Below are 15171 nucleotides of genomic sequence, written 5' to 3'. Positions count from 1 at the left end.
TCATGAACATTGATGCAACCTATTTCTGTAAAAAACGCAGCATTGGGTTGTTGGGTGATTAATTTATCATCGAGTGGGTTGATTTGTCACCGAATGGATAGTTTTGTGAACGGAATACGACGATTAACAGAAAAATCGATTTTTTACGATGCCGTGTGCTGAGTAGCATTTGTTTGACCCGTGGATTTATGTGCTCTCCCATTCCTTTCTCGATAGCCGTTTGTTATCGTTCGACGGTAAATTTTTTGATGTAAAAAGCGAGCGCAAAGATGAAGGGACGGTGGGGAAAATACGTGCTGACCGCAGTGGTCATTGCCATTCTGGCGGGGTGCCAATCCAGGCCAACCGATCGCGGGCAGCAATATAAAGATGGTCACCTCAACCAGCCTCTGGAATTGGTGAATGAACCTAATGCCAAAGGAAAACCGGTCAACGCACGGGATTTTATGACTCAGGTTTCTGAAATTCGGTCGGCGTCACCTAATCTGTACTCGCGCAATAATACGACCTTTCAGGCGATTGAAAACTGGATGATGTCCGGTGCCGATACCCGCGAGCTGAGCAAGTTTGGTCTGAATGCCTGGCAGATGGAAGGCGTTGATAACTTTGGTAACGTGCAGTTCACCGGTTATTACACGCCGGTATTGCAGGCGCGTCATACCCGTCAGGGGGAATTCCGCCATCCTTTATATGCCATGCCGTCAAAGGGCAAAAATAGCCGTCGGCTACCAGATCGCGCCGGTATTTATTCAGGTGCGCTGGATGAACGGCTGGTTCTCGCTTGGACTAACTCGCTGGTCGATAACTTCATGATGGAAGTGCAGGGCAGCGCCTATATTGATTTTGGCGATGGACGTCCGCTGACGTTCTTTGGTTACGCTGGCAAAAATGGCCATGCCTACCGCAGTATTGGTAAGGTGCTGATCGATCGTGGTGAAGTGCCGCGTGAAGAGATGTCGATGCAGGCCATCCGCAAGTGGGCGGAGCAGCATTCCGAATATGAAGTGCGTGAACTGTTTGAGCAGAATCCTTCTTTTGTGTTCTTTAAGCCAATGATGTCTGCTCCCGTCAAAGGGGCTAGCGCCGTGCCGCTGGTGGCTAAAGCCTCCGTTGCCTCTGACCGTTCGCTGATCCCAGCAGGTACGGCTCTGTTAATGGAAGTGCCGCTGCTGGATAACGTTGGAAAATTCACCGGCAAGTATGAAATGCGCCTGATGATCGCGCTGGATGTCGGCGGGGCGATTAAAGGCCAGCATTTCGATATGTATCAGGGCATTGGGCCAGATGCAGGTCACTCGGCGGGTTTCTATAACCACTATGGCCGGGTCTGGGTGTTGAAGAACGCGCAAAGCAGCCCGACGAACGGTTCAGGATCGCTGTTAGTCAATAATCCTCAGTAGTCATTCTTTCGTTTGAAATCTCAGAAGTGGAATTAAGATGAACCACTTCTGAGATGAAACACTTGTTCTCCACGCGCCAGAACAGAATCAGCGGTTAAAGCCGTATTTGCTGCTCAATCCTAATTCGTTCACGATACGAATACCTGACTCCAACGCTTCGCCCTGCAAACCCCGCAGCGGACGGCGCAGGCTGCCTGCTGGTAAACCCACCGCCTTCATCAACGATTTCACCGCCACCGGATTGATTGCCGAGTAGGTATAGTGCAGCAGCGGCAGCAAATGCTGATACGCCTTCCGGAAGCGTTCTGCATCCTCGCCGTTTTTCCACGGGCGCGAAATTTCTGCCAGTTCTGCCGGTGCAATATTGCCTGTCATGTTGGCAGTTCCATGGCCTCCCAGTGACATCGTTGGCACGACTAAACCCAGATTGGGCGAGTCGCAGCACATCACCGACACATCGGGATTGCCTGCCAGTACTTGTGCCACCTGACCCACGCGAGTGGTGGATTCTTTATGAATGACGTAGTTTGGGTGTTGGAAAATACGCAGCAGCGATGTCCAGTGCAGGTCCGTTTTTACGCGCGGTGGGTTGTTATAAATCCCTAATGGCAAATCGGTCGCGTCTGCAATTTCCAGAAAGTAGTTTTCGATATCGCTCTCACTGGCACAGATATAGGCAGGGGCGGCGATAATGGCACCGTCTGCGCCGTTGTCATGTGCATAGCGAACGTAGTCAATGGTGGTATCGGTATTGTTACCGGTACAGCCATAGAACAGCTTCATTTTGCTGGTGCTGTATTGCGCGGTTCGGCGGATGATCGCTTTTCTCTCATCTGGGGACAGCATGGATACTTCCCCGGTTGAGCCCATAATCAAAACGGCTGCCGTACCGTTATCTTCCTGGAATTTTAATAACGCTTCAAATGCGCCGAAATCCACGCTGCCATCGTCATTGAAAGGTGTAATGAGGGCAACGAATGACCCTTCAATTTTTTCTCTGCTCATGTCTGTTTCCTGTCGGTTTAAACGTGTTACGAATAACGAAAAATCAGGACTGAAGGGATGTCTCAGTCAGTGGTTTGGCGGTAAAACCCGCCTCGACAAAACGTAATAGGTGCGACAGCACGCGATCGTCATCGCGGTTGTCGCACAGCCCTTTGGAGAGCAGCGCCAGACGGCCAGAACGCGGATCGGCGTCGGTTAACACGTGCATGGCGGCACCGCGGGCAAATTCATAACGCCAGATCACCTCCGCGCGCGATAGCGCCGGTAAAGCACGAGAAAAGGCATCGATAAAACGGTGAGCGACGTGATCGAACTGGGCCGACAGCAGGGCGGTTACCTCCAAACCCGGTGTCGCCCGCAGATGCTGTAATAGGCGAACGACAATACGTCCACCGTCGGGCGTGCGAGCTGTTTTAACCAGCGGGCGCAATAGCGCATCCAGCAGCACGGCAACGGGCAGTTCATCACCGTGATTAGCCTTTTCCACCTCATCCAGCAGACGCGTTCTTTCGTCATTTAACGGGCCGAGAACGTTGTCCAATACGGCACGCAGTAACCCTTCTTTCGAACCAAAGTAATAATTCACCGACGCCACATTCACGTTGGTGGCTTCTGTTATTTCGCGAATCGTTGTTAGCTCACTGCCTTTGCAGGCGAAGATCGTGATGGCCTCACGCAGGATGCGCTGTTTAATGTCTGCCTCTTTTTCTTTGCTTTGATCTTTAGTTTTCAATAACGCCACCATGATTCATCCTTTTTGCTCACGCTCGCCGTCGGATGCTCCGACGTCATGCATTGTTAGATTGAGGCCGTGGGGAAATGCGCTCCCTCTAGACTCGGTTACTGATAACGTCAGTCCTTGGTAAACCCAGTTCTTGATAAACCAATGTCGCCCAATAGCGGATCCCTAATGGGATCAGCGCATCATTAAAGTCGTAGTGCGGGGTATGTAGGTGATGCACGTTGGGCGCCTTTTTGTCGCTGTTCCCCAGCATCATGAAGGCGCCAGGGCGCTGCTCCAGCATGTAGGCAAAATCTTCTGCACCCAGTAGCGGCGTCATCGCGGCGTTAACCTGTTCGAATCCGACCACCTGCGCGGCAGCGTTAACGGCTAACTGCGTGGCGTGCGTGTCGTTAACCAGCGCGGGATACTGCCGTTCATAATGCACGTCGGCCGTTGCGCCAAAACCTTGTGCGGTGCTGTGTGCCAGCTCTCGCAGGCGCGTTTCCAGCAGGTGGCGCACGCTCGGCGAATAGCTCCGTCCGGTTCCTTTAAGGATGACGCTATCTGGGATAACGTTTGGGGCATGGACATCGCCGCCCTGAATATGACCGATGCTGAGCACTGCTGCCTCCATCGCAGGGACGTTGCGGCTGACGATGGTTTGCAGGCCAAGCATAAATTGCGCGGCGGGCAGCGTCGGGTCGATAGAAAGGTGAACGCCTGAACCGCCGTGTCCGCCTGTGCCGTGAAACGTGACCTGCCAGGTATCACTTGCCGCCAGCATCGGGCCGCTGCTAATCGCGAATTGACCCACCTCGATACCGGGCTTGTTATGCAGGCCAAACAGTCGGTTGCAGGGGAACCTGATCAGCAGGCCGTCATTGAGCATGGCAAGCCCGCCACCTAATCCTTCTTCCGCGGGCTGGAAAATAAAATGTACCGTGCCAGCAAAGTCGGGGTGCTGAGACAAATAGCGTGCGGCACCCAGCAGCATGGTGGTGTGTCCATCGTGTCCGCAGGCATGCATTTTCCCAGCATGCACCGAGGCATAGGGCAGGTCCGTTTTCTCATTGATATACAGCGCATCCATGTCTGCCCGCAGGCCGATGCTGTCTTCACCGGGATAACGGCCATGTAGGGTGGCGACCACACCCGTTCCACCGATGCCGGTGGTGACGGCAAGCCCCCATGCCGCCAGCTTTTCCGCCACCAATTGCGCGGTAGCAACCTCTTCAAAGCCGATTTCTGGGTGCTGATGAATATGGTGACGAATCGCAATCAGCTCAGGTAAAAAATCCTGAATGACCGATTCCATCGCTGCTTGGTCAATAGCGGTTGATGTACTCACTTGGCGTTCACTGTGCTTATCCATGCGCCTGCCTGCTCATCAGCTGTGGAGATACAGACGCTTCGCGCTGCCCGCCGCCGGGGACGGCATCAATCAGTTTGCGGGTGTACGGATGCTGTGGCTGATGCCAGATGCTGTGGTGATCGCCACTTTCCACGCAGCGCCCGTTTTGCATCACCATGACCCGGTCGGCGATATAACGAACCACCGCGAGATCGTGGGAAATAAATAGCAGCGACAGGCCCATTTCGTTTTTTAACTCAACCAACAGATTGAGGATCTGCGCCTGAATAGAGACATCAAGTGCGGACACCGGCTCGTCGCAAATCACCAGCGAAGGACGTACCACCAGCGCACGGGCAATACCGATACGCTGGCGTTGCCCGCCGGAAAACTCATGGGGATAGCGGCTCAGGCTGCTTTGCGGCAGACCAACACGATCGATGATATTTTTGATCGCCTGCTGTCGCTGCGCACGCTCGCCAAGGCCGTGCACAATTAGCGGCGTTTCAAGGATATGCTGAATACTGTGGCGTGGATTCAGCGACGCATAAGGGTCTTGAAAAATCATCTGCACCCGCTGACGCAGCGCTTTCAGCCGTGATTCTTTTAGCGTCGTGATGTCTTGCCCATCGAACACGATCTGCCCGTGTGAAGGCGGTAGCAGGCGCAGAATGGTTTTGGACAGGGTGGATTTACCACAGCCGGATTCGCCCACCAGACCAAGCGTTTCTCCGGGCAAAATCGTCAGTGACACATCGTCAACGGCTAGCACCTTGCCTTGTGCGGTTGAATAGCGAGTATGAATATTTTTCAGCGAGAGCAGCGGCGGCTGGCTCGTATCGGTGGCTCGGTGAATTAAGGTGGGCGGCGTCAGCAGCGTAAAGCCTTCATCCGTTGGCGCGTGATGGATTTCCGCCAGCCGATGGGTGCGGTAGTGTCTGTCCTGATCCATGTGCAGCGATGTCGCTAACAGCCCGCGTGTGTAGCTGTGCTTGGGGGCGAAACGGTGTGTGGATGGCTGAAACAGGTCGGCTGCCTGTGCTTCTTCTACCTTTTGCCCGGCATACATCACCGCCACATGGTCGGCCCATTGCGCCACCAGCCCAAGGTCGTGCGTAATCAGCAGCAGGCTCATCGAGAATTCACGACGCAGGTTATCCAGCAGCGCCAGAATCTGTGCCTGAATGGTGACGTCCAGCGCCGTGGTCGGTTCATCAGCAATGAGCAGACGCGGACGGCACGCCACTGCCATCGCGATCATGACGCGCTGACGCTGTCCGCCAGACAGGTTATGTGGATAGTCATCCACCCGGCGTGCTGGTTCAGGGATCTTGACCAGATCCAACAGCTCGATGGCGCGCGTCCGTGCTTGTGCGGGCGTCAGCGTTTCATGCAACCGCAGCGTTTCGCTAATCTGTTGCCCGATGGAAAGTACTGGATTGAGCGAGGTCATCGGTTCCTGAAAAATCATCGACAGCGCACTGCCACGCAGCTGGCGCATCTGCCGGTCTGGCAGGATTAGCAGATCCTGTCCATCAAACAGGATGCGGCCGCTGATTTTCCCCGGTTCGGCGACCAATCGCATCAGGGACAGCGCCGTCGCGGATTTACCGCAGCCGGATTCGCCAACCAGCGCCAGCGTTTCTCCGGCGTTAATCGTCAGGTTTAGCCCTCGAACGGCCTGATGACCGGGAAAATCAACGCGTAAATCTTGAATATTGACCAGCGGCTTCATGCGCTTCTCCCCCGTAACCGTGGATTCAGGGCATCGTTCAACGCGTCGCCCACCAGATTCAGTGACAGCACGGTTAAGACCAGTGCGGTGCCGGGTAGGGCAGTAAGAAACCAGGCGGTACGCAGCGATTCACGGCCAGCGCCGATCATGCTGCCCCAGCTCACGCGGTTCGGATCGCCAAAGCCCAAGAAGGAGAGGGCGGATTCAATCAAAATGGCCGAGGCGACCATGACCGACGTGGTGACGATGATCGACGGCAGCGCGTTCGGCAGCATTTCCTGAAAAATAATACGCAGGCTGGAAAATCCCTGACTGCGTGCGGCTAACACAAAATCGCTTTCACGCAGCGAGCGAAACTCGGCCCGCACCAGACGTGCAATCGTCGGCCAGGAGGCAATACCGATGGCCAGAGAAATCAGAGTCACCGAAGGGGAGCCGATGGCGACCAGCACCACGACTAACAAAAAGGTCGGGAAGGTCTGGAACAGTTCGGTAATGTGAACCAGCAGGTCATCAACCCGACCGCCAAAATAGCCCGCCAGCGCACCGACGACGGTGCCAATTAACAGGCTGACGATGACCGCCGAGAAGCCAATCTGCAAAGAAACCTGTGAACCGTGGACGATTCCAGCGGCGACATCCCGGCCCATCGAATCGGTTCCTAACGGGAAATCAGGATTTTCGCCCGGCCACAAGAAAGGCTGAGCGACCATATCCAGCGGATCGCCGGGATACAGCAACGGTGCGAAAGCGGCCATCAGAAATACCGTAATCAGCAATAGCAGGCCAGCCATCCCGGCGGGGTTGCGGATAAATGCACGTACCTCAGGTGACAGGCGAAAAGGCATTTTTAACGGGCGAGTTGCTGCTGAGCTAACGCCGTCCGCTGCGGCTTTCTTCGGTGTGAGATTTTCAGGAGAAAGGTGATTCATATCAGCGCGCCTTAATTCGGGGATCGAGCCAGGATTGCAGTAAATCCACCAGCACGTTAGCCAAAATGACTAAGAAGGCGGAAAGCAGCAGGACGCCTAACAAGACGTTGAAGTCACGTGCCATTACCGCTTCCAGCGCCAGACGGCCCAGTCCCGGCCAGCTAAAGACCGTTTCGACCACCGCCGCTCCGCCCAGCAGATTGCCGAAGTGCATACCCGCAACGGTCGTGATAGGCAGCAGCGCACAGCGTAGAATGTGCCTGACGGTAACCCACAGCGGCGACAGCCCTTTGGCATGTGCGGTGCGCACAAAATCCTGCTGGGCAATTTCCAACATGGCCGCGCGGGTCAGGCGGGCATAAATGGCGATAAAAAAGCTGCTCAGTGCCACAACCGGAAGGATGGCATGCTGCAACATATCCTTGAAATATGCCCAGCCAGTGAGGTTTGCGCCGATGGTGATATTGCCGCCGCTTGGTAGCCAATCAAGATGTACGGAAAACAGAATCAGCGTCATCAGGCCGATCCAGAACCCCGGCGTGGAGTAGAGCAGCAGCGCGATCAGCGAGAGCAGGCGGTCGGGCCATTTACCCGCCCACACCGCCATGATCGTTCCCAGCGTTATGCCGATGATGATGGCGAAAACCTGTGACAGCAGCATCAGGAACAGCGTGCCCGGCAGCCGTGACAGGATCAGATCCATTACCGGTGCGTTATAGCGAGGCGAAAAGCCGAGGCTGAACTGTGCCAAATTGCCCAAATAGACAGAAAGCTGTTGCAGTATGGGTTGATCGAGACCGAACTGAGCGCGCAGGTGTGCCATGGTCGCTTCGGTTGCATTGCCTGCCTCGCCAGCCAGCACATCAACGGCGTCTCCCGGCACCAGTTGCAACAGGAAAAACACCAGAATGATAATGCCAATCGCCGTTGGCAGCGCGTGAAGCAGGGTACGCCACAGTACGCGCCCGATTCGTTCTACTTTATTCATCACATACCTTCATGAGAGTTCCCCTGCTCGAGCAGGGGAATGCCGTATTACGATTACTGATCCAGCCACACGTCGGCCAGACTGCCGTTGACGCCCTGAATATCCGTGACGACGTTATGCACGCGCTTGTTGTAAATCGTCTGGCGCTTAATTTGGAGCAGGTTCAAATCGGGAATATCCGTGGCGATGATGCGCTGGAACTGCTTGTACAGCTCCACGCGTTTTTCAGGATCGGTTTCTACCGAGGCCTGCTCAAGCAAACGATCTACTTCTGGATTGCTGTAATGTGAGCCGTTGCCGAAAGGTACGCCCGGTTGATAGGTTTTTGACCAGTACAGACGCTGTACGCCCACGGCAGGATCGAACAGGTTCGAGATGGAACCATTGTTGAAGTCAAAGTCGCGGTCGGTATAAACGCGCTTAACGAAGGTGGCGAAATCCTGTGAGCGAATGGTGACGTCAATCCCCACTTTGGCCAGTGCGGATTTGAGGTATTCCGCCACGCGTTTGAAGCTATCGCCATAGGGCATGAAATCATGTACCAGCGTGAAGCGGATACCGTTTGCCTGACGTGGGAAGCCGGCTTCGTCCAGCAGTTTGTTCGCTTTGGCAATATCGAAGCCATAAGGTGACGGCGTTGCATCATGGAACTGCGCCAGTTCTGGCGTAATCGGCGTCGGTGAACTTACCGCATAGCCGTACCACACCACATTTTTCAACACATCAATATTGATGCTGTGCGCAATGGCCTGGCGAACCTTCAGGTTCTTCAGGTAAGGGTTATCCAGATTGAACTCAATGCGGGTTTGCGTTGGGCTGTAACCGTAGCCAGCGGTTTCAATGCCCAGCTTGGGGTTTTTCTTGATGCGTTCAATTTCACTCAGCGGAACGGGAGAGTCGCTTCCCAGATCGAGCGCGCCGGTTTCAAGCGCAATCGTGCGAGTGGCGGCATCGGGAATAATCTTCACCACCAGTTTATCGACGTAAGGCTTGGGACTGTCCCAGTAGTTTGGGTTACGTTCATACAGGATATGGCTGCCACGAACCCATTCTTTGAAGACGAACGGGCCGGTTCCAATCGGTGCGGTATTGTGGGGATTCGACAGAATGTCTGTGCCTTCGTATAAGTGTTTCGGCACGATAGGCGCTTCATTAGCGGAGAACGCGCTCAGCAGGTAAGGTGCGGGTTTTGACAGTTCCAGGATCGCGGTATACGGATCCGGGGTTTTCACTTCAGTGACGTTAGCAAACGTGCCCTGACCGCGTGAATTGTATTTTTTGACGGTCAGAATAGAAAACGCGACGTCCGCAGAGGTGAAGTCTTGCCCATCATGCCATTTCACGCCTTTACGCAAATGGAACGTATATTGTTTGCCGTCCGGGCTTACTGACCAACTGGTTGCCAGCTGCGGGGTCGGCTTCATATCGAAATCGTAATTCAACAGACCTTCAATCACCTTGGCGTTGACCTTCATCACTGCGCCGCTGGTGCTGACCAGACTGGTTAATACGGGCGGTTCAGGCTCGGCCAAAAAGTTCAGCGTGCCGCCGCGCTTTGGCGTCTGCGTTTCTGCCTGTGCGGCAAGGCCGAAGAGCGAAGACGTCAGAATCAACGCTGACAAGAATAGATTTTTTTTCATATTTCCCATCCGTATGCAGAGGGCAGCGTTGTGCGCTCCGCCTTTATTTTTTTAATGGCGTGTTTTGAATGATGTGTTTTGGGTGACAAAAAACCGTTCTCTTCAGGAGGAAGAGAAATCAGGCTGAATTAAGTCAACATCGGGGCAGTAAAATAGCGTCATTACCGTTGCTGTGTGGCGTAATGGGTTTCATGCTGCGTTCCTGGTTTGAATAACGAAAAAATAATAAAACTGCCTGAATTTTAAGGCGGATCACTTAGGCCTCATTTTAGGAGAAACACGGGGATGAGGTTCCCGTAGGGATACCTCGCCCCGTGGTCGCTCCGTGTATCTCGGTTCTTAAGCGATCGGCATTATCCTGAGCCACCTCTTTATTTTCTGGTTAAACCCTAGCCCAACGTGTGTTTTAAACGAACGTTTAAATATGGATAAGTAATGCCACATTACGCATAAGCTATTCACGCTTCTTGCTGTTGGGGACACCGATAATTCGGGTTATTATCCAGCCTGCTAATTACTTATCCTGAGGTTGTCATGGCGATTAAACGTTATCCACATCTTGCGCACTGGGGCGCGTTTACCGCTGTGGTTGAAGACGGCAAGCTGATTCGCTGCGAGCCATTTGCCGACGATCCGGCACCGTCCGCCATGCTCGATTCCATCGTGCCGCTGGTGTATTCCGACCGACGTATCCGTCGGCCTTCGGTGCGTCGATCCTGGCTTCAGAAACGCGAAAACAGCGACAGAACGCTGCGTGGTCGGGAAGATTTTGTTGAAGTGGATTGGGACGTCGCGCTCGATCTGGTCGCGCAGGAGAATCGCCGTATTCGCGATCGCTACGGTGCGGACGGTATGTTTGCCGGTTCTTACGGCTGGTCGTCTGCGGGGCGTTATCACCATGCGCGTTCTCAGGTTCGACGCTTCTATTTCTCCGGCGGCGGTGCGGTCGATCAGCAGGGCAATTACAGCTGGGGTGCGGCGCAGTTCTTCCTGCCGTACGTGATTGGCACCTTTCATCCGCTGACGGGCAAGGTCACCGAGTGGCGCAGCGTCGCCGAGCATTGTGATATTTTCCTCGCGTTTGGCGGTCTGGCGCTGAAAAACGCACAGGTGGCATCCGGCGGGGCCGGGCACCACACGCTTAAGCCCGCGCTGGAAGCGCTGGTGGCGAAAGGAATTCCGGTGATTAACATCAGCCCGATGCGTGATGACTGCCCTGAATTTGTGAATGCCGAGTGGATTCCAATTCGCCCGAATACCGATGTCGCCTTGATGCTGGCACTGGGCTATGAAATTCAGCGCCTGGGGGCTGACGATAAGGATTTCCTGCAACGCTACTGCGTCGGTTATGAACAGCTGATTGACTATTTGCACGGTCGCGGCGACGGCGTGGTGAAAACCCCCGAATGGGCCAGCGATATCACAGGCATTCCCGCCGAGCGCATCCGACGTCTGGCGCAGCAACTGATCGGCGTACGCAGCTTCATTACCTGCTCTTACTCCGTGCAGCGTGCCCATCGTGGCGAACAGCCTTACTGGATGATGATTGCGCTGTCTTCCATGCTGGGACAGGTGGGGTTACCGGGCGGCGGATTCTCCTTCGGCCACGGTTCGATGAATAGCGTCGGCAACGAGCGTATTTCAACGCCTGCGCCAGCTTCTCCATCAACCCCGAATGTGGGGAAGGCGATTCCCGTGGCGCGTATCGCCGATATGCTACTGCATCCGGGAACGCCTTATACCTTTCAGGGCGAAACCCACACCTATCCCGATATTCATCTGATTCACTGGGCGGGCGGTAACCCGTTCCATCATCACCAGCAGTTGAACCGTTTGGTGGACGGCTGGCGCAAGCCGGATACGGTGATTGTGCAGGATATCGTCTGGACGCCCGCGGCGCAGATGGCGGATATCGTGCTGCCCGTCACCACGACACTAGAGCGTAATGATATCGGTGGGTCGTCTCGCGATCGCTTTATCTTTGCCATGCATCAGGCGATTGCGCCGCAGCATCAGGCGCGTAATGACGTGGATATTTTCAGCGAATTGGCAGAGCGTCTGGGTTATGGCGAGGCGTTCACGCAAAATCGCAGCGAGCAGCAGTGGCTGGAACATCTTTATGAGGAATGTCGTTCAAGGCAGCGAGATGCCGCTGATCGCTGGCCGTCATTTGAGGAGTTCTGGCAGCAGGGACATGTAGAAATCCCGATGGATGAAAAGCCATTTGTGTTCTTTGAGGATTTCCGCCGCGATCCGCAGCAGCATGCGCTCAGTACGCCAAGCGGTAAAATTGAACTGTTTAGCTCTGCCATCGCCAGCTATGGCTATGCGGATTTTGCGCCGCATCCTGAATGGCAGCCTCCCGTTGAATGGCTGGGCGCCAAAAGCACGGAAGAGTGGCCGCTGCACTTTATTTCCATTCAGCCGTCCGACCGTTTGCACAGCCAACTGGCCGCTACACCGCAGGTTGCCGCGAATAAGACCGCAGGAAAAGAGACGCTTTATATGCACCCGCAGGACGCCGCTGCGCGGGATATCGTCGATCGCTCACAGGTGGAAGTCAGAAACGCGCGTGGCCGTATTCTGGCGGGCGTACAGATTACCGACGGCGTCACGCCGGGCGTGGTGATTATGTCCACCGGGGCCTGGTTTGAGCCCGGCTTCGGCCAGAAAACGTGGCATCCGGTTGAACAATCAGGAAATGCGAATGTACTGACGCTGGATATCGGCACGTCGCCGCTGACGCAGGGACCGAACGCCATGAGCTGTCTGGTGGATGTCGTGCGGGTTTAGCGCTATCCTGAGCCGCTTTTTCTCGCGGTTTTATTTTCCTGTGATTTTGTTTTCGTAAGGTTGGTTGAATGAGTACGCAATTATCCGAAGCCTATTTGCAACGCTTCGGCGGCACTGCGCGGTTATATGGTCAACAGGCGCTGGCGCTGTTTTCTCAGGCTCACGTTTGCGTGATTGGCATTGGTGGCGTCGGCTCCTGGGCGGCTGAGGCGCTGGCACGTACCGGCATCGGTGCGATCACGCTGATCGATATGGATGATGTGTGTGTCAGTAACACCAACCGGCAGATTCACGCGCTGCGTCAGCACACCGGACAGTCGAAGACGGAAGTGATGGCCGAACGTATTCTGGCGATAAACCCGGAATGTCGCGTCACCTGTGTGGATGATTTCATTAGCGCGGAAAACGTGGCTGAGCTGCTCGACCAGAACTTCAGCTATGTGATTGACGCTATCGACAGCGTGCGCCCGAAGGCGGCGCTGCTCTCCTACTGCCGCCGCTATAAGATCCCGGTGGTGACAACCGGCGGTGCGGGCGGGCAGATCGATCCGACCCGCATTGAAGTCGTCGATCTGGCGAAAACGATTCAGGATCCGCTGGCCGCCAAGCTGCGTGAGCGGTTAAAGCACGATTTTAACGTGGTGAAGAACAGCAAAGGAAAGCTGGGCATCGACTGCGTGTTTTCCAGCGAACCGCTGGTGTATCCGCAGCCTGACGGTTCCGTCTGTGCGTCGCGCAGTACGGCTGATGGGGTGATGCGTATGGATTGTGCGTCAGGCTTTGGCGCTGCGACGATGGTCACCGCAACCTTTGGGTTTGTTGCGGTATCTCATGCGCTGAAGAAGATGATAGCGAAAAGGGAAAGAGCGTCTGCGCTGCAGAAATAAATAGCGCGAATACCGCTATTTGTCCGCAGCCTCTTGTTCAGCTATCTCCTTGATTCTGGCGGCCAGCGCCGCCAGTCCGCTTGAACGCGAAGCGCTGAGCTGCGCGCGAAGCCCTAGCTTATCGAACAGCGCCAGCGGATCGTGCTGCAACAGCGCTTCTGGCGTTTCTCCCTCTACGGCGGTTAACAAGACCGCCAGTAATCCCCGCACAATGCGCCCGTCGCTGTCGCCGTAAAAATGCAGCCTGCCGCCTTCCTGACGTTGATAACCCAGCCAGACGCGATTTTCACAGCCGGATAATGAAATCTCCTCGGTTTTCAGCTCGTCTGGCAACGTTGGTAATGCCTTTGCCAGCAAAATGAGCTGCCGATAGCGATCTTCCCATGCGCGGCAGGCATCGAAGCGCACCAGCAGGTCGGCGACAGTGGTGTGGTGGCCAAAAGGATGCATAGTGTCAGTTGTCTGGGTCATGGTTTAGTCGATCAGTAATTCAAGGGCGTTGCTCACTGCGGCGATCAGCGCAGCAACATCTTGTTGGTTGTTATACGGGGCAAACGAGGCGCGGAGCGTGCCGCTGACACCGAGTGCGTCCATCAGCGGCTGCGCACAGTGATGTCCGGCGCGCAGTGCGATGCCGCTTTCGGCTAGCAGCGTAACCAGATCGCTGTGGTGCACATCGGCAATATCAAAGGACAGTACGCTGGAATGCGGGCTACGGAAGCTGCGAAAGCCGGGGAACTGCGCTAAATACGTTTCGGCAAGCTGCGCTAACTGCTGGCTATGCTGCTCTGCGGCGTGCCAATCCAGCGTGGTCAGCCAGTCGAGTGCCGCAGACAGGCCAAGTACGCCGGCAATGTGCGGCGTTCCCGCTTCAAAGCGCTGTGGAATCGCCTGCGGTTTGAAACCGTCAAAGGACACCTGCGTCATCATCTTCCCGCCGCCTTGCCACGGCATCATGCTTTCCAGCAAGGCGGTTTTGCCGTACAGCACGCCAATCCCGGTTGGGGCATAAAGCTTGTGCCCGGAAAACGCGTAGAAATCAATATCCAGCGCTTGCACATCGGGCGGGCAATGAACGATGCCCTGCGCGCCGTCAACCATTACTACCGCACCATAGCGGTGAGCCAGCGTAATCGCTCGCGCCAGATCGGGCTGCCCGCCTGTCACGTTTGACATCTGTCCCAGCGCCAGCAGGCGGGTTTTTGGCGTGATCAGCGTGGCGAGCTGTTCGATATCCGGTAACCAGTCCGCGCCTATCGGTAACTTCACGATATTCGCGCCCGTTTGCTGCGCCACCATCAGCCACGGAATGAGGTTAGCGTGATGTTCCGCTTCGCTTACGACGATCTCGTCGCCAGGTTGAAGTCGGGGGCGCATATAGCTCTGCGCGACCAGATTGATCGCTTCCGTCGTGCCTCTGGTCCAGACAATGGAACGCGGATCGTCTGCGTGGAGCAAAGCGGCAACTTGCTCACGAGCGCCCTCAAAACGCTGGGTTAACGCCTGCGCGCCGCGATGCTGGCTACGATGCACCGTACCACTCTCACGGCAATAGAACGCTTGCACAGCATCAATGACGGGCTGCGGCTTCAGTGCGGTCGCGGCACTATCAAGATAGACAGTTGAATGCTGGAGAGCGGGGAACTGTTGGCGAAAGGTGGCGGGGTTAAACGGTGTCATGAGCATCCTCTTTTGGAGGGCAGATCCTGTCCCATT

The 15171-nt window shown here is 55.3% G+C and carries 12 protein-coding genes; 3 read left to right on the top strand and 9 right to left on the bottom strand.

The annotated features are described in order from the left end of the window. Nucleotides 1-269 precede the first annotated feature (269 nt). On the top strand, nucleotides 270-1400 hold the full coding sequence (gene mltA, locus IG609_RS15505) for a murein transglycosylase A (protein WP_180784934.1): 1131 nt from the start codon (nucleotides 270-272) through the stop codon (nucleotides 1398-1400). Nucleotides 1401-1487: 87 nt separating this feature from the next. Here the strand turns inward: mltA and IG609_RS15500 are convergent, their stop codons facing one another. From IG609_RS15500 to IG609_RS15470, 7 genes are all read right to left on the bottom strand, one after another. Continuing rightward, a complete protein-coding gene (locus IG609_RS15500; RefSeq protein WP_193397981.1) occupies nucleotides 1488-2405 on the bottom strand; it encodes a 4-hydroxy-tetrahydrodipicolinate synthase family protein in 918 nt (305 codons plus the stop codon). A gap of 43 nt (nucleotides 2406-2448) precedes the next feature. After that, nucleotides 2449-3150: a TetR/AcrR family transcriptional regulator gene (locus tag IG609_RS15495; protein ID WP_193397982.1), complete on the bottom strand. Its 702-nt coding sequence runs from the start codon at nucleotides 3148-3150 to the stop codon at nucleotides 2449-2451. Between the two features lie 85 nt (nucleotides 3151-3235). Further along, nucleotides 3236-4444, bottom strand: a complete 1209-nt coding sequence (locus tag IG609_RS15490) for a M20 aminoacylase family protein (RefSeq protein WP_404825795.1) — start codon at nucleotides 4442-4444, stop codon at nucleotides 3236-3238. A gap of 49 nt (nucleotides 4445-4493) precedes the next feature. Beyond that, a complete protein-coding gene (locus tag IG609_RS15485; RefSeq protein ID WP_193397984.1) occupies nucleotides 4494-6215 on the bottom strand; it encodes an ABC transporter ATP-binding protein in 1722 nt (573 codons plus the stop codon). Further along, a complete protein-coding gene (locus IG609_RS15480; protein WP_104213239.1) occupies nucleotides 6212-7147 on the bottom strand; it encodes an ABC transporter permease in 936 nt (311 codons plus the stop codon). Before IG609_RS15480 ends, IG609_RS15485 begins: the two co-directional genes overlap by 4 nt. A gap of 1 nt (nucleotide 7148) precedes the next feature. Continuing rightward, complete coding sequence (locus IG609_RS15475) at nucleotides 7149-8135, bottom strand: ABC transporter permease (protein ID WP_014914428.1); 987 nt, start codon at nucleotides 8133-8135, stop codon at nucleotides 7149-7151. A gap of 53 nt (nucleotides 8136-8188) precedes the next feature. After that, entirely contained in the window at nucleotides 8189-9775 is a 1587-nt protein-coding gene (locus IG609_RS15470) for an ABC transporter substrate-binding protein (protein ID WP_193397985.1), read from the bottom strand. Between the two features lie 534 nt (nucleotides 9776-10309). On the opposite strand from IG609_RS15470, the gene IG609_RS15465 reads away from it, so the two are divergent. Both IG609_RS15465 and tcdA read left to right on the top strand, forming a co-directional pair. After that, nucleotides 10310-12568, top strand: coding sequence for a molybdopterin-dependent oxidoreductase (locus IG609_RS15465; protein ID WP_193397986.1), 2259 nt, complete (start codon nucleotides 10310-10312; stop codon nucleotides 12566-12568). A 68-nt stretch (nucleotides 12569-12636) separates the two neighbouring features. Further along, nucleotides 12637-13455 carry a tRNA cyclic N6-threonylcarbamoyladenosine(37) synthase TcdA gene (gene tcdA / locus IG609_RS15460; RefSeq protein WP_039310434.1) on the top strand — a complete coding sequence of 273 codons (819 nt, stop codon included), beginning with the start codon at nucleotides 12637-12639 and terminating at the stop codon, nucleotides 13453-13455. A 15-nt stretch (nucleotides 13456-13470) separates the two neighbouring features. Here tcdA and csdE read toward each other — a convergent pair whose 3' ends face one another. Then, nucleotides 13471-13926 carry a cysteine desulfurase sulfur acceptor subunit CsdE gene (csdE, locus tag IG609_RS15455; RefSeq protein WP_193397987.1) on the bottom strand — a complete coding sequence of 152 codons (456 nt, stop codon included), beginning with the start codon at nucleotides 13924-13926 and terminating at the stop codon, nucleotides 13471-13473. Between the two features lie 3 nt (nucleotides 13927-13929). Beyond that, nucleotides 13930-15135 carry a cysteine desulfurase CsdA gene (csdA, locus tag IG609_RS15450; RefSeq protein WP_193397988.1) on the bottom strand — a complete coding sequence of 402 codons (1206 nt, stop codon included), beginning with the start codon at nucleotides 15133-15135 and terminating at the stop codon, nucleotides 13930-13932. Between the last annotated feature and the right edge of the window lie 36 nt (nucleotides 15136-15171).

The sequence above is a fragment of the Pectobacterium quasiaquaticum genome, from assembly GCF_014946775.2.
In the GTDB taxonomy this organism is placed as follows: Bacteria; Pseudomonadota; Gammaproteobacteria; order Enterobacterales; family Enterobacteriaceae; genus Pectobacterium; species Pectobacterium aquaticum.
The sequence above is the reverse complement of the archived record's forward strand: the minus strand, read 5'-3'. Positions and strand labels throughout refer to the sequence as shown.

Excerpts from the sequence above, each read along its gene's own strand:
- mltA (WP_180784934.1), top strand. The coding sequence starts at position 270 with ATGAAGGGACGGTGGGGAAAATACGTGCTGACCGCAGTGGTCATTGCC.
- IG609_RS15500 (WP_193397981.1), bottom strand. The coding sequence starts at position 2,405 with ATGAGCAGAGAAAAAATTGAAGGGTCATTCGTTGCCCTCATTACACCT.
- IG609_RS15495 (WP_193397982.1), bottom strand. The coding sequence starts at position 3,150 with ATGGTGGCGTTATTGAAAACTAAAGATCAAAGCAAAGAAAAAGAGGCA.
- IG609_RS15490 (WP_404825795.1), bottom strand. The coding sequence starts at position 4,444 with ATGGAATCGGTCATTCAGGATTTTTTACCTGAGCTGATTGCGATTCGT.
- IG609_RS15485 (WP_193397984.1), bottom strand. The coding sequence starts at position 6,215 with ATGAAGCCGCTGGTCAATATTCAAGATTTACGCGTTGATTTTCCCGGT.
- IG609_RS15480 (WP_104213239.1), bottom strand. The coding sequence starts at position 7,147 with ATGAATCACCTTTCTCCTGAAAATCTCACACCGAAGAAAGCCGCAGCG.
- IG609_RS15475 (WP_014914428.1), bottom strand. The coding sequence starts at position 8,135 with ATGAATAAAGTAGAACGAATCGGGCGCGTACTGTGGCGTACCCTGCTT.
- IG609_RS15470 (WP_193397985.1), bottom strand. The coding sequence starts at position 9,775 with ATGAAAAAAAATCTATTCTTGTCAGCGTTGATTCTGACGTCTTCGCTC.
- IG609_RS15465 (WP_193397986.1), top strand. The coding sequence starts at position 10,310 with ATGGCGATTAAACGTTATCCACATCTTGCGCACTGGGGCGCGTTTACC.
- tcdA (WP_039310434.1), top strand. The coding sequence starts at position 12,637 with ATGAGTACGCAATTATCCGAAGCCTATTTGCAACGCTTCGGCGGCACT.
- csdE (WP_193397987.1), bottom strand. The coding sequence starts at position 13,926 with ATGACCCAGACAACTGACACTATGCATCCTTTTGGCCACCACACCACT.
- csdA (WP_193397988.1), bottom strand. The coding sequence starts at position 15,135 with ATGACACCGTTTAACCCCGCCACCTTTCGCCAACAGTTCCCCGCTCTC.